Annotated in this window: 14 protein-coding genes; 2 read left to right on the top strand and 12 right to left on the bottom strand. The window is 71.5% G+C overall.

From position 1 onward, the window contains the following. The 6 genes from VMF70_09715 to VMF70_09690 all read right to left on the bottom strand — a co-directional run. Positions 1–472 (bottom strand): F420-nonreducing hydrogenase (locus VMF70_09715; GenBank protein ID HTT68296.1); only part of this gene is annotated, 472 nt, incomplete at its 3' end. Then, positions 469–969, bottom strand: a complete 501-nt coding sequence (locus VMF70_09710) for a hydrogenase iron-sulfur subunit (GenBank protein HTT68295.1) — start codon at positions 967–969, stop codon at positions 469–471. The genes VMF70_09710 and VMF70_09715, both read right to left, overlap by 4 nt. Then, the gene (locus VMF70_09705; GenBank protein HTT68294.1) at positions 962–2,959 is read right to left on the bottom strand and encodes a CoB--CoM heterodisulfide reductase iron-sulfur subunit A family protein; all 1,998 of its coding nucleotides are present in this window, start codon (positions 2,957–2,959) and stop codon (positions 962–964) included. Before VMF70_09705 ends, VMF70_09710 begins: the two co-directional genes overlap by 8 nt. 419 nt (positions 2,960–3,378) lie before the next feature. After that, positions 3,379–4,710, bottom strand: a complete 1,332-nt coding sequence (locus VMF70_09700) for a GTP-binding protein (protein HTT68293.1) — start codon at positions 4,708–4,710, stop codon at positions 3,379–3,381. Continuing rightward, entirely contained in the window at positions 4,707–6,008 is a 1,302-nt protein-coding gene (locus VMF70_09695; GenBank protein ID HTT68292.1) for a citrate synthase, read from the bottom strand. Before VMF70_09695 ends, VMF70_09700 begins: the two co-directional genes overlap by 4 nt. 90 nt (positions 6,009–6,098) lie before the next feature. Then, complete coding sequence (locus VMF70_09690; GenBank protein HTT68291.1) at positions 6,099–6,704, bottom strand: carbonic anhydrase; 606 nt, start codon at positions 6,702–6,704, stop codon at positions 6,099–6,101. A gap of 55 nt (positions 6,705–6,759) precedes the next feature. Here VMF70_09690 and VMF70_09685 point away from each other — a divergent pair, with 55 nt between their 5' ends. Further along, positions 6,760–10,026, top strand: a complete 3,267-nt coding sequence (locus VMF70_09685; GenBank protein HTT68290.1) for a HEAT repeat domain-containing protein — start codon at positions 6,760–6,762, stop codon at positions 10,024–10,026. Here the strand turns inward: VMF70_09685 and VMF70_09680 are convergent. The 5 genes from VMF70_09680 to VMF70_09660 all read right to left on the bottom strand — a co-directional run bounded on the left by VMF70_09680 (position 10,015) and on the right by VMF70_09660 (position 15,024). Next, positions 10,015–10,587, bottom strand: a complete 573-nt coding sequence (locus VMF70_09680) for a 2-oxoacid:acceptor oxidoreductase family protein (GenBank protein ID HTT68289.1) — start codon at positions 10,585–10,587, stop codon at positions 10,015–10,017. The two genes, VMF70_09685 and VMF70_09680, sit on opposite strands and share 12 nt — an antisense overlap. Further along, positions 10,584–11,576 (bottom strand): thiamine pyrophosphate-dependent enzyme, encoded by a 993-nt coding sequence (locus VMF70_09675; GenBank protein HTT68288.1) that lies wholly within the window; start codon positions 11,574–11,576, stop codon positions 10,584–10,586. Before VMF70_09675 ends, VMF70_09680 begins: the two co-directional genes overlap by 4 nt. Further along, positions 11,573–12,709, bottom strand: a complete 1,137-nt coding sequence (gene vorB, locus VMF70_09670) for a 3-methyl-2-oxobutanoate dehydrogenase subunit VorB (protein HTT68287.1) — start codon at positions 12,707–12,709, stop codon at positions 11,573–11,575. Before vorB ends, VMF70_09675 begins: the two co-directional genes overlap by 4 nt. Next, positions 12,706–12,990: a hypothetical protein gene (locus VMF70_09665; protein HTT68286.1), complete on the bottom strand. Its 285-nt coding sequence runs from the start codon at positions 12,988–12,990 to the stop codon at positions 12,706–12,708. The genes vorB and VMF70_09665 overlap by 4 nt, the downstream gene beginning before the upstream one ends. Positions 12,991–13,098: 108 nt before the next feature. Then, positions 13,099–15,024 (bottom strand): ATP-binding protein, encoded by a 1,926-nt coding sequence (locus VMF70_09660; GenBank protein ID HTT68285.1) that lies wholly within the window; start codon positions 15,022–15,024, stop codon positions 13,099–13,101. Positions 15,025–15,163: 139 nt separating this feature from the next. On the opposite strand from VMF70_09660, the gene VMF70_09655 reads away from it, so the two are divergent. Further along, positions 15,164–17,173 (top strand): M1 family metallopeptidase, encoded by a 2,010-nt coding sequence (locus VMF70_09655; GenBank protein HTT68284.1) that lies wholly within the window; start codon positions 15,164–15,166, stop codon positions 17,171–17,173. 113 nt (positions 17,174–17,286) lie between these two features. Here VMF70_09655 and VMF70_09650 read toward each other — a convergent pair. Further along, positions 17,287–18,174, bottom strand: an 888-nt coding sequence (locus VMF70_09650; GenBank protein ID HTT68283.1) for a hypothetical protein, incomplete at its 5' end; no start/stop codon positions are given.

Genomic DNA, 18,174 nt, shown 5'->3' with positions numbered 1-18,174 from the left:
CGATCACCTGGTCGAGCGTGCGCACCGTGTCGTACAGCTCCGGCAGGCTCACGTGATGGCCGTCCTCGTCGTAGCCGAGCTGCGGCAGCACGCCGGGGTTGCCCAGGCTGGGAGCCTCGCTGTACGCGGTCGCCATCACGGCGTCGCGGTCGGCGAGGTTCGCCAGCCCGGGGATGCCGCCCATGTGCGAGCACGAGCCGAAGGCGACGAGCACCTGCGCCTTGCGACGCAGCAAGTGCACCATCTCCTCCTGCTCGGTGCTGCGCACGGCGCCGTTGATGAACGCCGCGGCCAGCGAGCCGTCGGCCATCGCCTCCACGTCGTGGCGCTTGAAGTCGAGCGCCACCGGCCAGAAGACGATGTCCACCGCGGCCGTCACGTCGAGCACCTGCTCGGCGAGGTCCACCACGGCTTCCTCGCACCCGCCGCACGAGGCGCACCAGTAGAACGCGACCTTCGGCTTGGCCGTCATGGAACCAACGCCTCCTCGGCGTGCTCGGGCACCCGCTCGGACGGAATGACCAGGTTGAGCGGCCCGAGCTCCCGCACCTTCTCCACCATGTCGTTGACCACCGTCTTGAGCGGCTCAGCCTCGGACGCCGAGATCCACTCCAGCCGGAACCGGTCCTTCTCGATGCCGAGCTCCATGAGCATCCGGTGCAGCAGGGAGTAGCGGCGCAGCTGCTTGTAGTTGCCGGACTCGTAGTGGCAGTCGCCGGGATGGCACCCGCCGATCAGCACGCCGTCCGCGCCCTTGGCGAACGCCTCGAGCACGAACTGCGGGTCGATCCGCCCGGAGCACATCACGCGCACCACCCGCACGTTCGGCGCGTACTTGAGCCGGGTCGTGCCCGCGAGATCGGCCGCCAGGTACGTGCACCAGTTGCAGAAGAAGGCCACGATCCTGGGCTCGAACCGCTCCTGAACCGCCGTCGCCCCTGCGGCCGTTTCCTTGGTCGTCTCAGGCATATGCCAGCACTCCCCCGATCTCGTCGTAGATCTCCTCGTCCTCGAACATGTGCTGCCGCGCCGAGCCCGAGGGACAGACCGACACGCAGGTGCCGCAGCCCTTGCACAGCACCTCGTTGACCCGCGCCACGTTCTTCTCCTCGTCGAAGCCGATCGCGCTGTACGGGCACATCGCCACGCAGGTCTTGCAGCCCGAGCAGTCCTCCTCGACGATGTACGCCGTGTTGGGCTCCAGCTCGATGTGCCCCGCGTTGATCAGCGAGAGGGCCTCGCCCGCCGCGGCGCCGGCCTGGGCGACCGTGTCGGGGATGTCCTTCGGTCCCTGGCACGCGCCGGCGATCCAGATGCCGTCGGTGAAGGTCGACACGGGGGCGAGCTTGGGATGGCGCTCCGTGAACCAGCCGCCCGAGGCGCAGGTGATGTTGAACATCCGCCGCACCTCCTCGGCGTCGGCCCGGGGCTCGAGACCGGTCGCCAGCACCACCATGTCCACCGGGATGTTCCGCATCCGGCCGACCAGCGTGTCCTCGGCCCGCAGCACCACCTGCCCGTCGCCGTCGGGCGACGGCAGCACCTCCGCGACCTTGCCGCGGATCATGTGCGTGCCTTCGTCCGCCACGCGGTTGTAGAACTCCTCGAACCCCTTCCCCGGGGTCCGCATGTCGATGTAGAAGTTGAAGACTTCGGCGCCGGTCCGTTCCTGCAGCAGGTGCGCCAGCTTCAGCGAGTACATGCAGCACACGCGCGAGCAGTGCTTGTTGGTGTGCTCGTCGCGGCTCCCGACGCAGTGGATGATGCCAACGCTGCGCGGCGTCTTGCCGTCGCGCAGCACCACCTCGCCGGCCGTGGGCCCCGAGGCGTTGAGCAGCCGTTCCACCTCGAGCGCCGTGTACACGTTGGGGTACTTCCCGTAGCCGTACTGCGGCACCCGCTTGGCGTCGAAGACCTTGAAGCCGGTCGCCAGCAGGATCGTCCCGACCTCGATCTCCTCCACCGTCTCCTGCTGGTCGAAGTCGATCGCGTTCCGGTCGGCGCAGGCCTCCACGCACGTCTTCTTGCACTTGTGCGACTTGAATTCGATGCAGGCTTCGGGATCGATGGTGACGATCTGCGGCACCGCCTGCGGGAACGGGAGGTAGATCGGCCGGCGCTTCGACATGCCGAGGTTGAACTCGTCGGCCCACTTCGGGGTCTGGTAGATGCAGGCGTCGATGCACTCCTGGCAGCCGATGCAGGCGTCCTCGACGATGTACCGCGGCTTGCGGCGGACCTTCACCTTGAAGTTCCCTACGTAGCCGCTGACTTCCTTCACCTCGCTGTAGGCCCACAGGGTGATGTTCTTGTGGGACTTCACCTGGGTCATCTTGGGCGTGAGGATGCACGCGGCGCAGTCCAGCGTCGGGAACGTCTTGTCGAACATCGCCATGTGGCCGCCGATGGTCGGCTCGCGCTCCACCAGCCAGACGTGCTTGCCGGCGTCGGCGAGCGTCAGGGCCGCGTGGATGCCCGCGATGCCGCCGCCCACCACCAGCGCCGTGTCCTTGACCGGCACCCGCCGCGTCTCCAGCGGCGTCTGGTGCCGCACCCGCGCCACCGCCGCCCGCACCAGGGCGTCGGCCTTCTCCGTCGCGGCCGCCTTGTCGGTGTGCACCCAGGAGGCGTGCTCGCGGATGTTCACCATCTGGAACTGGTACGGGTTGACGCCCCCCGCCCAGACCGCCCCGCGGAAGGTCTTCTCGTGCAGGTGCGGCGAGCACGACGCCACCACGATCCGGTTGAGCTGATGGTCCTTGATGTCGTTCTTGATCAGCTCCTGCCCGGGATCGGAGCACATGTACTTGTACTCCCGGGAGACTACGACCCCCGCGAGCTTCGAGGCGTGCTCCGCGACCGCGTGCACGTCGATCGTCCCCGCGATGTTGCTGCCGCAGTGGCAGACGTAGACTCCGATCCTCACGGCGTTGCCGTCACCGTGCTCAGGCGTTTGCATGTGCGCTCCTGACGACGTGCTGCGAACGAGGGTCGTGGGACGGTCGGGTGGGTCGCCCGCCACGGCGGGCGTCGTCTGGTGCTCGGGTTCCGGCGTCACCGGGCTCGACGGTGAGCCTGGGGGTGGCGCTCATCTCCAGCCTCCCACGCGGACGGTCACTCCAAAGCCGTGCAACCCAAGGGGAAGCAAGGGATATGCCAGCAAGACCGGAAACGAGTTGCGAGAAAGGAGTTGCGAGAAGGGCGCCAGGACGCGCTTTGGGCGCGCCGGCCCCGGAAGCGGTCAGGAATGCACACCAAAACGGCGCACCGCCGGCCTCCGCGACGGGGAGCTTTTGCCGCGAAAACACGCCGCCCCGGCACTCACATGCGCGCCGGGGCGGGTGAACGTCCGTTCCGAATCACGACTCCAGGTGTCGGCTATCGCGCCTTCGCCGCCGCGCCGAGCACCGGCGTCAGCAGCTGGTCGAGCGTGACGCCCTTGAGGGCGATGGAGTAGCTCACGCGCGTCGAGGGGATCGGAATACGCACCAGGCGCGCGAGGTCGATGGGCGTGCCGATAGCCACCGCCTCCACGCCTCCCTCGGCCGCGCGCGCGATGGTGGCCTCGAGGTCCTTCACCTGCTTGTCACCGTAGCCCAGGGCCGGGAGCGCGCGCTTGACGTGCTGGTACTTGTTCAGCGCCTCCGCGATCTCGCCCACGGCGAAGGGCCGGGGGTCCACCAGCTCCCGCGCCCCCGCGTCCCAGGCGGCGAGCACCGCGGCCCCGAAGGCCATGCCGCCGTGGGTGAGCGTCGGGCCGTCGTCGATCGCCAGCACCTTCTTGCCCTTGAGCACCGCGGGGTCGGCGGCCTTCACCGGACACGCCGCATCGACGACGCGCGCCCCGGGGTTCAGCTGCTTCACGTTCTCGCGCACCTTCGCGACCGCCTCCGCCGGCGCGGTGTCCACCTTGTTCACCACGACGACGTCGGCCAGCCGGACGTTGGTCTCGCCGGGGTAGTAGCTCGTTTCGTGGCCGGCGCGGTGCGGGTCGACCACGGTCATGTAGAGGTCGGCGCGGATGAACGAGGTGTCGTTGTTGCCGCCGTCCCAGAGGATGACGTCGGCCTCCTGCTCGGCGGCGTGCAGGATCGCGGCGTAGTCCACTCCGGCGAACACCACCGATCCGGTCGCGATGTGCGGCTCGTACTCCTCGCGCTCCTCCACGGTCACCTTGTGCGCCAGCAGGTCGGCCTCCGACGCGAACCGCTGCACGCGCTGGGCTTCGAGGTCGCCGTACGGCATCGGGTGCCGGATCACCGCCACGCGCTGGCCGTGCTCCCGGAGCCACGGCACCACCGCGCGCGACAGCGGGCTCTTGCCCGCCCCGGTGCGGGAGGCGCAGATGGCGACGACCGGGCGGCTCGACCGCAGCACGTGCTGCGCGCCGAGCAGCACGAAGTCGGCGCCGGCGGCGTTGCAGCGCGCCGCGAGGTGCATGACGTCCACGTCCGCCAGGTCGGAGTACGAAAGCACGCACTGGTCGACCTTCAGGGACCGGACCAGCTCCTCCAGCCGCTGCTCGGGGTGGATCGGGATGCCCCTGGGATAGCGCGGTCCCGCCAGCGAGGCCGGGAAGCTGCGCTCGGCGATGTGCGGGATCTGCTGGGCGGTGAAGGCGACGACCTCGGCGTCCGGGTCGTCGCGGTAGACGGTGAGGTAGTTGAAGAAGTCCCGGCCCGCGGCGCCGAGGATGAGGAGGCGCTTCATGCGGCGCCTCGCTTCTCGATGGACACGTAGGCCCGCTCCGGCGCCCCGACGTAGATCTGCCGGGGCCTCGCGATCTTCTGCTCCTTGTCGAGCAGCATCTCCTGCCACTGGGCGATCCAGCCGGCGGTGCGCGCGATGGCGAACAGCACCGGGAACATCGCCACCGGGAAGCCCATCGCCTGGTAGATGATCCCCGAGTAGAAGTCCACGTTGGGATACAGCTTGTGCTTGATGAAGTAGTCGTCGGCCAGCGCGATCTTCTCCAGCTCGAGCGCGATGTCGAGCAGCGGGCTGCTGCCGGTCACCTCGAGCACCGAGTGCGCGGCGGCGCGGATGATCTTGGCCCGCGGGTCGTAGTTCTTGTACACCCGGTGGCCGAAGCCCATCAGCCGCACCTCGCCCTTCTTGACCCGGGCGATGTAGGCGGGGATGTGGTCGGTGGAGCCGATCTCCCGCAGCATCTTCAGCACTTCCTCGTTCGCGCCGCCGTGGAGCGGCCCGTACAGGGCCGCGGTGGCGGCCGCGACCGCGCAGAACGGGTCCGCGTGGGAGCTGCCCACCGAGCGCATCGCGTTGGTGCTGCAGTTCTGCTCGTGGTCCGCGTGCAGGATGAACAGCAGGTCCAGCGAGCGCTCCAGGACCGGGTTGGGGATGAACGGCTCGCAGGCACCCGCGCGCTGCCCCAGCATCGAGATGAAGTTCCCCACGTACGACAGCGCCGGGTCGGGGTACGCATACGGCAGGCCGCGGCTGTGCCGGTACGCGTAGGCGGCCAGGGTCGGCATCTTGCCCAGGAGCCGGTAGATCTGGTGCTGCCGCGACCCCGGATCGAAGATACTCTTCGAATCCTGGTAGAAGGTGGACAGCGCGGCCACGGTGCTGACCAGCATCCCCATGGGGTGGGCGTCGTAATGGAACCCGTCCATGAACTTCTTGATGTTCTCGTGGACCATGTAGTGGGCCGCGACCTGCGCGTTCCACTCCTTCAGCTGCGCCTGGGTCGGCAGCTCCCCGTGGACGATGAGGTACGCCGTCTCGACGTAGGTGCTCTTCTCCGCCAGCTGCTCGATCGGGTAGCCCCGGTAGCGCAGGATCCCGCGGTCACCGTCGATGTAGGTGATGGCGCTGTGGCACGACGCGGTGTTCATGAACGCCGGGTCGTAGGTCATCAGGCCGAAGTCGTCGGCGCCTGCCTTGATCTGGCGCAGGTCCATCGCCTTGATCGTGCCGGTCGCGACCGGGATCTCGTAGCTCGCGCCGGTGCGGTTGTCGGTGATGGTCAACGTGTCCTTGGGCATTGCGGCACCTTGCTCTCGGGGCGAAACCGGATGCCTGTCGCGGGGGCGTCCTGCCTTCCCGCGTCGCAGCAAGCGTCATGCCAGGCAGCGTTAAGTATCGCCGGACACGACGATCTTGACGAGTCCGGTGGCGATGTCGTACACCCACCCGTGCAGGCGCGGCGCACCCGGCCGCCCGGCCGTTCCGCGGCGGATCACGTCCAGGCGCGAGAGGCGCTCGATCTGGAGGCGCACGTTCTCCTCGACCACCCGGCGGTGGTAGTCCTCCTCGGGGAGGGTGTGCCGTTCCTCTTCGAGCCCGCGGTCCACGGCCAGCCTGGCCCGGCGGGCGACGGCCAGCCACTCCCCCAGCTCGCCCCCGGGCGGCTGCGCGGCGCACGCCGCCTGGATGCCGCCGCAGCCGTAGTGGCCGCACACCACCACGTCGGCGATGCCCAGGTTGACGGTGGCGTACTGGAGCACCGCGGCGAGGTTGAGGTCGTGCCCGGTCACGATGTTGGCGACGTTCCGGTGGACGAAAAGCTCGCCGGGGCCGCAGCCCAGGATCTCCTCGGCGGGCACGCGTGAGTCCGAGCACCCGATCCACAGCAGGCGCGGCTGCTGGCCGAGCGCCAGACGCGCGAAGAACCCCGGGTCGCGCTCGCGCCGCGCCTCGGCCCAGCGGCGGTTGCGGTCGAGCAGGTCGTCGAGGGACATGGGCCGAGTATTCACCGGGCGGCGCCGGGCGGCAACCGGCGGGCGGGCGGGGCCGGTGAGCCGCCCCCGCGCCGCCTTCGACGACCTGCTGGAGGCGGTCCTGCAGATCCGGCCCGGCGAGGCCCGCCGGACCGCGCTCCTGTTCCTCCACCTGTTCCTGGCGTCGGCCGTGTTCTTCCTCGGCCGCACCGTCCGCGACACGCTGTTCCTCAGCCGCTACTCGCTCGCCGCCCTGCCGTGGATGTTCGTCGTGTACGGCGTGGCCTCCGCCGCCACCGTGGTGCTGTACGACCAGATCGCCGACCGGATGACGCGCCACCGCCTGATGCTGCTGACGGCGGCGGTGGGCCTCGCGACCTACCTGGCCACCTGGGGGGTGGTGCGCGCGCGGCTGCCCTGGATCTACCCGGTCTTCTACGTCTGGGCCGACATCATCGCCAACCTGTTCATCGTCCAGTTCTGGACGCTCGCGGGCGACCTGCACGATGCCCGCTCGGCCAAGCGCCTGTTCGGCACCATCGGGGCCGCGCGGCTGCTCGCGTCGGTCGCGGTGGGCCTCGGCACCGGCGCCGTGGTCCGCGAGATGGGCACCGACCAGCTGCTGTTCGTGCTGGCCGCCCTGAGCGCGGGCTTCGGCCTGCTGGCGCTCCCGCTGGTGCGCGAGCCGCACGCCGAGCACGCCGTCCGGGCCGGCGCGCGGCCGCGGCGGCGCGGCTCGCCGCCCGGCGTGACGACCGACCCGTACGTGCGTGCCCTCGCGGTCATCCTGCTGCTGGCCTTCACCGCCCTCAACGTCGGCGACTACCAGTTCAAGGCGATCGCCCGGGCCGCCTACAGCGAGGACCAGCTCGCGCAGTTCTTCAGCCTGTTCTACGCGGGCACCGGGATCGTCGCGTTCCTGTTCCAGATCCTCCTGACGCCGCGCATCCTGGCGCGTCGGGGCGTCGGGTGGGGCATGGCGGCGATGCCGTCGGTGTTCGGCGCCGGCAGCGCCGCGCTGCTGGCCCTGCCCCGGCTCGCCGTGGCCACGGTGATGAAGTTCGGCGACAACGCGTTCCAGTTCACGATCCAGGAGACGACGTTCCAGGCGCTGTACGTCCCGTTCCCGCCCGAGGCGAAGGCCAGGACGCGCGCCTTCCTCGAGGCCGTCGTCAAGCCGCTCGGCTACGCGCTCGCCGGCGTGGCGGTGATCGCGCTGGTGCCGGTGCTGCGCCGCCCCCACCTGCTGTCGTACGTCAGCATCCCGTTCGTGGCCGGGTGGGTGGCGATGATCCCGGTGGTGCGGCGCCGCTACCTGCGGCAGCTGGAGGCCACGCTGAGCGCGCGCGGCGCCCTGGCCCTCGACCACGACTACCTGCTCGACTCGGCCGGCCGGGGAGCGCTGATCCGCCGCCTCGAGGCCGGCGACCCGCGCCAGGTCCTGGTCGCGCTCGAGCAGCTCGCGGGCGATCCGTCGCCCGAGCTGGGCCGGGCGCTGGCGGCCCTCGCGTCGCACCCCGACGCCACGGTGCGCGCGGCCGCGCTCGCCCAGCTGGGGAGCCGGGCGGACGCGGACCCCGCCCCGGCGCGGATCGCGCTGGGGGACGGCGACGCCGGGGTGCGCGCCGCCGCCGCGGCGGCCTACGCCGCGCTGGCGAAGGACGACGCCGTGGACGCCCTGGTCCCGCTGCTCGCCGACCCGGCCGACGACGTGCGGGTGGCGGCCCTCTCCGGCCTGCTGGGCCACGGCGGCGTCGAGGGCGGGATCGAGGGCGGCGCGCAGCTCGCGAGGCTGCTGGCGTCGGCCGCGCCGGCCGACCGGGAGGCGGCGGCGCGGGCGCTGGACTCGCTCGGGCCGGCCGCGTACCGGCCGCTGCGCCGGCTGCTGGACGACCCCGACCCGGCGGTGCGCCGCGCCGCGCTCCGCTCGGCGCCCGGCGTCGCCGATCCCCGGCTGGTGCCCGTGCTGGTGGAGATGCTCGCCGACCCCGCGTGCCGCCGCCGGGCCGGCCGGGCGCTGGTGGCCGTCGGCGCGCCGGCGGTGCCCGCGCTGTGCGCGCAGCTCACCCGCAAGGGCGCGGCGCGACCCGTCAAGCTGCTGGTGCCCCGGCTGCTCCGGCGCATCCCGACGCCCGAGACCTACGAGCGGCTGCGCGCGCTGGTCCACGTGGAGGACAGCCACCTGCGGCTGAGGATCTGCGCCGCGCTGTCACACCTCCGGCGCTCGCTCCAGCTCCCGCCCGAGCCGGTCGAGGCCATCTACGCCCTGGTCCACGACGAGGTGCGGGAAACCTACGGCAACCTCTCCGGCTGGGAGGCGGCGCGCCCGATCTACTCCACCCCGCTGCTCGAGGAGGTGTTCGAGTTCCGGCGCGAGCGCGCGGTGCGGCGGGTGCTGCGGATTCTCGAGCTGCGCTACGACCCGGAGCCGATGGCGCTGGTGCGGGAGCGGGTGCTCGACCCCGCCCGCCGCGCCAACGCGCTCGAGGTGCTGGACACGCTGCTCGACGCACCCCTGCGGCCGCTGGTGATGCCGTTCCTCGACGAACTCCCGGTCCGCGAGCTGCTGCGCAAGGCCGGCACCCTGGTGCCCGCCGCGCCGCCGCCGCCCGAGTTCCTGCGCCGCCACTGCCGGCACCCCAACCCCTACGTCGTGCTGCTGGCGCTCGACGCGCTGGCCCGGCGCGCCGATCCCGTCGGCGGCGACGAGGGCCGGCGCACCCTCGGCCACCCCGACCCGCTGGCCCGGGAGGGCGCGCTGCACGCGGTGGCGGCGGCCGACCCCGCCGGCGCTCCCGCCCTGATCCGCCCGCTGCTGACCGACCCCGACCCCACGGTGGCGCGCCACGCCGCCAGGGCCCTGGCGCGCCTCGAAGGACGCGCCATACCGGAGGATCCCTTGTACGCCACGGTGGAGAAGATCCTGTTCCTCAAGAGCGCGCCGGTGTTCGAGCGCGTGAGCGGCGAGGACCTCGCCGCCCTCGCCCGGGTCGCCGACGTCGAGACCTTCTCGGCCGGGCAGACCGTCTTCCGCGAGGGCGACCTCGGCGACGCGCTGTACGTGGTGGTGCGCGGCCAGGTGGTCATCAGCAGTGGCGGCGAGCGGCTGGCCCTGCTGGGCCGGGGCGAGGCGTTCGGCGAGATGGCCATCCTCGACGAGTCGCCGCGCAGCGCCACGGCCGTCGCCGCGGAGGAGACCGAGGTCCTGCGGATCGGCAGCGAGGAATTCTACGAGATCCTGCACGAGCAGGTGGAGATCGCCGAGGGCGTCATCCGCATGCTCACGCGCCGGCTGCGGGAAGCCGACGCGGTCATCCAGCAGCTCCACGCCTCAGCGCGCTAGCGCGGGCTCCCGCACGTTCATCTCGCGCGCGATCGCCAGGCCGCGATCCAGCGCGCGACAGTTGATCTCGAACGCCTTCGGGCTCTTGGTCACGTGCTGCAGGCCGGCGACCAGGGCGTTGCGGTCGAGGACGTGCGCCTTGTGGGCCGCCCAGACGCCGAGCGACACCACGTTCATCGACCGGGGGCTGCCCAGCGCCGCCGCCTCGGCGCTGCAGTGCACCGCCATCACCGTCACGTCGGTGCGGCGCGGCAGGCGGGTGACCACGTCGGCGTTGAGCACGACCAGCCCGCCCGGGACCACCCCGGGCTCGAACCGGTCGAGCGACATGTCGTTGTAGACGACGAGGCTGTCCATCTGGGTCAGCACCGGCGAGCCGATCGGCACGTCGGAGATCACCACCTCGGTGCGGGACGTGCCGCCCCGGATCTCCGGACCGTACGAGGGCAGCCCGGTCGTGAAGAACCCGCGCTGGGCAGCCATGGCCGCCCAGGACAGCAGCTTGCCCATGAACACGGCGCCGTCGCCGCCGCTCCCCGAAATCATGATCCGCTCGATCATCGCGGCATCCCCCCCGGCGGCTCCTTGATCACCCCGGGCTTGTAGGCAGGCATCAGCGTCTCCACCACGTACTGGTGCGCGTCCACCGGGTCCAGCTTCCACCCCGACGGGCACGCGGACAGGATCTCGACCACCGACAGGCTGCGGTTCTTCTCCTGGTTCAGGAACGCCTGGCGGATGTACTTCTTGGTCTTCCGGATGCTGGGCGCGTCGTGCACCGAGGTGCGCACCGCGAACGAGCATCCCTGCTGCAGGGCCAGCGCCTCGGTCATCGTGACCGGGTAGCCGTGGTTCTTCACGTCGCGGCCCTCGGGCGACGTCGAGGTGACCATCCCCATGAGCGACGTCGGCGCCAGCTGGCCGCCGGTCATCCCGTAGATGGCGTTGTTGAGGAAGATGAGCACCGTCGGATCGCCGCGCGCCGCCGCGTGGAACGTTTCGCCGATCCCGATGCCCGCGAGGTCGCCGTCGCCCTGCAGCGTGAACACCCGCAGCTCCGGGTGCTGGCACTCGATGCCCCAGGCCACCGACGTGGCGCGGCCGTGGGCCGCCTGCTGCCAGTCGATGTCGATGTAGCGGTAGGCGAACACCGTGCATCCCACCGAGGCCACGCCGACCGTGACCTCCTGGATGCCCAGGTCGTGGATCACCTCCGCCAGCAGCTCGTGCACCGTGCCCTCGTCGCAGCCCGGGCAGTAGTGCATGTCGCCGATCCGCAGCGGGTCCTTGCCGAAGTGGAGGTGCTTGCGGACGTTGTCCACCGTGACCGCGCCGTCGGGACAGACCACGGCGCAGTTGCCGCACGCCGAGCACTTCACCAGCCCGCCCTCGGCCAGCCGCGTCGGCTTCACCCCGCGGTGGTTGAAGACGTCGGCGTACTCGATGATGTCCTCGGGGCACGCGGCGATGCACACGCCGCACCCCTTGCACACCTGGACGTCGAACTCCACCCGTGGCAGCACCGCGCCTGCGGTGGCCGTGCCGGTCATCGGGCACCTCCCTTCGGGAACTCCCGTTGCACCACCTCGGCGATCTCGTCCGGCGTGGGGATCACGCCACCCTGGCGTCCGTAGAACTTCACCGGGTCGATCCGGCCGAGGTCGAACAGCGCGCCCTTGACGTCCTCCACCATCTGGCCGGCGTTCATCTCCACCACCAGCCACTTGCGCGGCCGCCCGACCAGCGGACGGAACCCGTCCACCGGGAACGGGAACAGCGAGATCGGGCGCACCAGCCCGACCTTGCGGCCCGCCGCCCGCAGCTGGTCCACGGCCGTCCGGGCGATGCGGCCGGCGAGGCCGAACGCCACGATGATCACCTCGGCGTCGTCGGCCTGATACTCCTCCCAGCGCTGCTCCCGCTGCGCGATCTGCGCGTAGCGGGCATGCAGCAGCCGGTTGTGCGCCTCCAGCTCCGGCGGCTCGATGATGATGCTGTTCACCAGGTTCGCCGGGCGCCCGCCCTTGCGGCCGGTCGTGGCCCAGGGCTTCGGCGGCAGGCCCGTCTCGTCGAACTCCCCGAACGTCAGGTTCTCCCACATCTGCCCCAGCGTCCCGTCGAGGCACAGCAGCGTCGGCGTCCGGTACAGGTCGGCCAGCCGGATGCAGAGCATGGTGAGGTCCGCGCACTCCTGCACCGTCGCCGGCGCCATCACCGGCATCCGGTACCCGCCGTGGCCCCCGCCCTTCACCGACTGCCAGTAGTCCTCCTGCGAGCCGTACACCGTGCCCAGCCCCGGGCCGCCGCGCATCACGTTGACGATGAAACAGGGCAGCTCCGCGCCGGCGATGTACGAGATCCCCTCCTGCTTCAGGCTCACGCCCGGGCTCGAGGACGACGTCATGCAGCGCAGTCCCGCGCCCGCCGCCCCGTAGACCATGTTGATGGCGGAGATCTCCGAGTTGGCCTGCGTGTAGGTCTTGCCGATCTTCGGCAGGTGCTCCGCCATGTACTCCGGTATGTCCGTCTGGGGCGTGATCGGATAGGCGAAGTAGGCGTCGATGCCGCTCCGGATGGCCGCCTCGGCGATCGCCTCGCAGCCCTTGAGCAGCACTTCGCCCTCGACCGCACGCTCGGCCGCCGCGCGCGGTCCCGCCTCGAGCACCCCGGCTTCCGCCGTCATGTTGCGCTCCTGGCAATGGCGTCCCTGAGATCGCGGACCCACGACACCGAGCGGCCGCACTGCTCGCAACTCACCGCCACGTGCGGGCACGGCACCCCGTCCGCCTGGCACTCCGCGCACCGCGGCTCCGCTAGCAGCTCGAGCAGCTCGTCGAACTGCCGGAAGAAGATCGTCTGCGCCTCGACCGGCAGCGCAGCCCGGAGATCGCGCACCAGCCGCTCCTCCTGGACGAGCGCCGCCGCGCTCGTGGCTATCGGGTCCGGCCCCATTACCGGCGACACGTTCGCTCCTGGTCGCATGCGATGGTGAGGAGTGGCAAAAAGCGGACCAAACCCGTCGCCGTTTTGGTGTCCGGCAAACGGGAGTACGTCGGTCGGTGATGCGAGCGGCTACGAGCGGGAGAATGTCGCGGCGCGCAGCACCGCCTCGCGCACGGTCTCGAGGTCCGTGGGCTTCTCCAGGATGCGCCACGGCTCGAGGTGCTCCGCGGTCTGGACCTCGAGCAGGGAGGTGATGTCGCCCGAGACCACGACAATCCGGCTCGCCAGATCGGGACGCTCTTGCCGTGCCGCCTGGACGACGTCCCAGCCGCTGACCACCGGCATCTTGAGATCGAGCAGGATGGCGTCCCACTCCTGGCGGCGAATCAGGTCCAGCGCCTCCCCGCCGTCGCGGGCCGTGGTGACGTGCGCACCGAGGCGCGTGAAGTAGCGCGCCCAGGCGTTCCGGATCGCGTCCTCGTCGTCGGCCACCAGCAGCCGCAGGCCGGCGGCCCCGCCGTCCGAGCCGGCCGGCGCCGGAGCGGTCGCCGGCCCTGCGGCCGCCGGGGATGGGGGCGCCGGCGCCTCCCGCCGACCGGCCTCGGCCGCGGCGCCGCGCGACGCCGGGAGGCGCAGCTCGAACCGGGCGCCGCCCAGCGCGCTCGCGCCGAGGGTCAACGTGCCGCCGTGACCGTGGGCGATCTGTGCCGCCACGGAGAGCCCGAAGCCGCCGGCCCGGTCTTCGGTGGAGTAGAAGGGGTCGAAGATCCTGGTGCGCAGCTCGTCCGGGACGCCCGGGCCCGAGTCGTGCACGGCCACCACGACCGTATCCGACTCCGCGAACGTCTCCACCAGCACCCGCCGCTCGGCGGCGGCCCGGGCCGCGCTGCGCAGCGCGTTGGCCAGCAGGTTGACCAGGACCTGCTCGAGCTGCTGGGCGTCGGCCCGCAACGGGGGCAGTCCCGGCGCGAGGCGCGGCTCGAGGGTGACGCGCTCGGCGTCGAACTCGTGCCCGAGCAGGTCGAGGGTGCGCGTGACGAGGGTGTTCACCGACGTGCGCTTGCGCTCGCCCGGCCGCGCCCGCACGAAGCTCAGCAGCCCGGCCACCACCCGCCCCGCGCGCCGGGCGTGCTCCTGGATCAGGCGCATGGACTCGCGCGTCTCGTCCGACGAGGATGCCTGGAGCGCCTGGCTGGAGGTGGCCAGGACCACCTGCAGCGGGTTGTTGAGCTCGTGCGCCAGTCCGGCGGCCAGCTCGCCCACTGCCCGCAGCCGGTCGTGCTGCCGCAGCCGGGCCTCGAGGGCGCTGGTCATCTGGTTCACGTCGCGCGCCAGCTCGCCGAACTCGTCGTCGGACGCGACCGCCGCCCGGTGCGCCAGGTCACCCGCCGCGATGACCCGCACGTCGTCGTGGAGGCGGGCCATCGGGCGGACGACCCGGGCCCGCATCAACACCACGCTGGCCACCAGCAGCGCCAGGGCCAGCGCGACCGAGGCGGCGATCGCGACGCGGGCGCGGTCGGCCGCGGCGACCGCGCGTTCCTGGCCGGCCTGCGCCTCCTCCACGCTGGCGGCGACCAGCTCCGCCATCTGCGACGCGACGCGCCGGCGGTCGGCACTCGCCGCCGCGAGGTGCGCCAGCGCACGCTCCTGGCGCCCGGCCGCCTGCTCGGTCAGCGCCAGCGCGATGGCGGACTCCGCCGCGCTCACCAGCGAATCGGCCCGATCGAGACGCTGCCGGAACCGGAGCGGCACGTTGGCCATCAGGCGCGCGTCCCGCTCGGCCGCCAGGCGCGCGCGCAGCGCCCGCAGCTCGCCGAGGGCCCCCGGGTTGCCGGACCCGACCCAGCGGTAGGCCGCCGCCAGCGCATCCCGCAGGTCGCGTTCGCGCGTGGTCGCAGCCGAGTACAGCGCGAGGATCGGGGCCGTGGCCCGACGGTCCGCCTCGGCGTGGGGCGTCAACGCAATCACGGAGACGACGGCCAGCGCGGACAGGGACGCGAACGCCAGGGAGGCGATGATCCAGGACCAGCCGCGAATCGTGGGCTGCTTCATCTGCCGGCTTTCGCGGTCCGCGGGAACGGCGCCCGGCGGGTGCGGAACCCGCCGGGTCGGAGTATCATCAAGCCGGTTGCAATGTACCCCCGGGCTTCCGGCTTTGGTAACCAACCACCCCAGCCTCTGCGGTGACTCCATGACGAAATCAGCGTGGCTCGTTCTCCTCGCCGTCGCGACGGCGACGTCCGTCGCGCGCGCCCAGCAGCCGACCGGCCTCCCGATCGGCGCCGGCGTCCAGATCCGGCCCGGCGTCCCGGACACGTCGCCGTTCCGGCCGCTGGCATTGCCGGGTCCCGACGCCTTCCGGACCGGCGCGGGCACGCCCGGGCCGCTGTACTGGCAGCAGCGCGCCGACTACACGATCCGCGCGTCGCTCGACACCGCCACGATGGCGGTGCGCGGCGAGGAGACGATCCGCTACACCAACAACTCGCCCGACACGCTGCGCTACGTCTGGCTCCAGGTCGACCAGAACATCCAGTCGCCGACCAGCAAGTTCGCGCCGCTCACGCAGGCGGCGGCCGCCGGCTTCGGCATTCGCGGCGACACCGGCTACGTCGGCGGCTACACGCTGGAGCGGGTGAACGCGCTCCGCGCCGCGCGCCCCGGCGCGAAGCCGCTCGCGGCGCCCCTGACCTACCACGTCAACGCGACCATGATGCGCGTGGACCTCGATCGCCCGCTGCCGCCCCGGGGCGTGGCGCAGCTCGACATCGCGTGGCACTACGTGGTGCCGCGGCAGCAGGGACGGACCGGCCGCGAGCACTTCCCCGAGGGCTGGCTGTACGAGATCGCCCAGTGGTACCCCCGGATGGCCGTCTACGACGACGTGCGGGGCTGGAACACCGCGCAGTACCTCGGCAACGGCGAGTTCTACCTGGAGTACGGCGACATCGACTTCGCCATCACCGCGCCGGCCGACTACACCGTGACCGGCACCGGCGTGCTGCAGAACGCCGCCGAGGTGCTGACGGCGCGGCAGCGGGAACGGCTGGCGCTCGCGGTCAAGTCCGACACGACGATCCACGTCATCGCGGCGGACGAGGTGGGCAAGGCCGAGCTGCTGCCGCCGGGCACCGGCGCCACCCGCACCTGGCACTTCCAGGCGAAGAACGTGCGCGACGTGGCCTGGGCGGCGGCGCCCAACTTCATCTGGGACGCGTCCGGCTGGGAGGGGGTCCTGATCCAGGCGCTCTATCCGCCGGCCGGCCTGCCGCTGTGGTCGCAGGCCGCCGGCATGAGCCGGCACACGATCATGCACCACTCGCGCTGGTACCGGTACCCGTACCCGACGGCCATCAACGTGAACGGGCCGGTGGGCGGGATGGAGTACCCGATGATCGTGTTCTGCTCCGAGCGGCACGACGAGCACGGCCTCTACTTCGTCACGACCCACGAGCTGGGCCACCAGTGGTTCCCGATGATCGTGGGGAGCAACGAGCGGCTGTACGGCTGGCAGGACGAGGGATTCAACACGTTCATCGACTACTTCTCGTTCCACGACCGCTATCCCAACGACACGACCACCGCGAACGGCCCGGAGATGGGCCGCACCTCCGGCTGGTGGGTGAGCCTCCTCGCGCACTACACCGGCCGCGAGGCGCCGATCATGGAGCCGCAGGACCGCAACCCGCCGTTCCTGAGCGGTGCCCTGCACTACCCCAAGACGGCCCTCGGCCTGCACCTGCTCAGGACCGAGCTGGTGGACTCGACGCTGTTCGACCAGGCGTTCCAGGAGTACGCGCGGCGCTGGGCCTTCAAGCATCCGACCCCGGCGGACTTCTTCCGCACCATGAACGACGCCCTGGGCGAGGACCTGTCCTGGTTCTGGCGCAGCTGGTTCTTCCGCAGCGACCACCTGGACCAGGCCGTGGACTCGGTGACCCAGCGGGACACGGCGGGCGCGTCCATCGCCCGGATGTTCTTCTCCAACAAGGCCGAGATGGTCTGGCCGCTCGACCTCGAGGTGGACCTCGCGAACGGCGCGACGGAGCACGTCAAGCTGCCGGTCGAGGCCTGGTACCGGGGCTCGCCATTCATCTACGTCCACCGCTGGCCGGCGAAGGTGGTCAAGGTGGTCATCGATCCGCGGGGCGCGTATCCCGACGTCAACCGGGCCAACAACGCGTGGACGGCGAGCCAGTAGCAGGCCGCGCAGGGTAGCAACGCCACGGGGTCAGCCTCGGTGGGGCTGACCCCTTGGTGCGTCCGGTGCGCCGCGGCCTCGGGCCGCTGCGGGCCTGCGACGCCGCCGCCCCGTCACCTGTCCAGCAGCGCCTCCCGCACGGTCGTCGGGACCCGGACCCCGGGATGCCCGGGCGGCGCGCCGGTGCTGGTGCACGGACTCGGGAACACGCACGAGATCCGCACGCCGTAGATGAGGTTGTTGCGGAAGTCGAGGCTCACCGTCTGGCTCGTCGGCGCGGTCGTGCCGGTGAGGCGCGGCATCGTGACGTTCACCAGCTGTCCGCCGAAGAAGCAGATGTTCTCGGTGGCCCCCTTGTACGGCCCGGACGCCAGGGTCGTGCTGCCGAAGCACAGCGAGTTCTGGGTGATCTGGATCTGCCCGCCGTTCGCCTCCCAGTAGGTGCCGGTGGACTGCTGGGCCTCGCCGCCCCCGGCGCCGGTCTTGTCGCCGGAGTTGTTGAAGCTGGTGGTGTTGATCGTCGTGAGCGGCAGCGTGGTCGCCAGCGTCGCCGCGAGCACGAGACCCTTCCACGTGGAATCGGCGGGGTTGTACCACAGCACGCCCAGCCAGCTCAGCGTGTCGTTCGGCGTCACGTTCTTGTTCTGAATGAAGAGGTCCACGCCCACCGTGGTCCACCCCGAGGCGAACGCCGCCGCCCGCGCACTGCCGGCCGGCGCCGCGCCCTGATAGCGGGGATTCGGCACGACCACGGTCGTGGAGTCACCGGCGAAGATATCGGGCGCCAGCGGCGAGAGGTCGTAGCCGAGCGCGTTGAGCGAGTGGTTGCGCTCGACGAAGGCGATGGTCGAGTCCCGCTCGCCGGGGAGCCAGGCGCGCCGCACCGTGACGTACTGGGCCGCAGCGCCCACCACCGTGAGGCTGTCCACGATCCGCGCGGGGCTGCCCGCCGCACCCGGCGCGCTGACGGTGATCGTGTCCACGTACGTCCCGGGCGACAC

The sequence above is a fragment of the Gemmatimonadales bacterium genome (assembly GCA_035502185.1).
GTDB lineage: Bacteria > Gemmatimonadota > Gemmatimonadetes > Gemmatimonadales > JACORV01 > Fen-1245.
Note: the sequence above shows the minus strand (reverse complement) of the source record. Positions and strands in the feature narration are given on the sequence as shown.

Excerpts from the sequence above, each read along its gene's own strand:
- VMF70_09710 (HTT68295.1), bottom strand. The coding sequence starts at position 969 with ATGCCTGAGACGACCAAGGAAACGGCCGCAGGGGCGACGGCGGTTCAG.
- VMF70_09705 (HTT68294.1), bottom strand. The coding sequence starts at position 2,959 with ATGCAAACGCCTGAGCACGGTGACGGCAACGCCGTGAGGATCGGAGTC.
- VMF70_09700 (HTT68293.1), bottom strand. The coding sequence starts at position 4,710 with ATGAAGCGCCTCCTCATCCTCGGCGCCGCGGGCCGGGACTTCTTCAAC.
- VMF70_09695 (HTT68292.1), bottom strand. The coding sequence starts at position 6,008 with ATGCCCAAGGACACGTTGACCATCACCGACAACCGCACCGGCGCGAGC.
- VMF70_09690 (HTT68291.1), bottom strand. The coding sequence starts at position 6,704 with ATGTCCCTCGACGACCTGCTCGACCGCAACCGCCGCTGGGCCGAGGCG.
- VMF70_09680 (HTT68289.1), bottom strand. The coding sequence starts at position 10,587 with ATGATCGAGCGGATCATGATTTCGGGGAGCGGCGGCGACGGCGCCGTG.
- VMF70_09675 (HTT68288.1), bottom strand. The coding sequence starts at position 11,576 with ATGACCGGCACGGCCACCGCAGGCGCGGTGCTGCCACGGGTGGAGTTC.
- vorB (HTT68287.1), bottom strand. The coding sequence starts at position 12,709 with ATGACGGCGGAAGCCGGGGTGCTCGAGGCGGGACCGCGCGCGGCGGCC.
- VMF70_09660 (HTT68285.1), bottom strand. The coding sequence starts at position 15,024 with ATGAAGCAGCCCACGATTCGCGGCTGGTCCTGGATCATCGCCTCCCTG.
- VMF70_09655 (HTT68284.1), top strand. The coding sequence starts at position 15,164 with ATGACGAAATCAGCGTGGCTCGTTCTCCTCGCCGTCGCGACGGCGACG.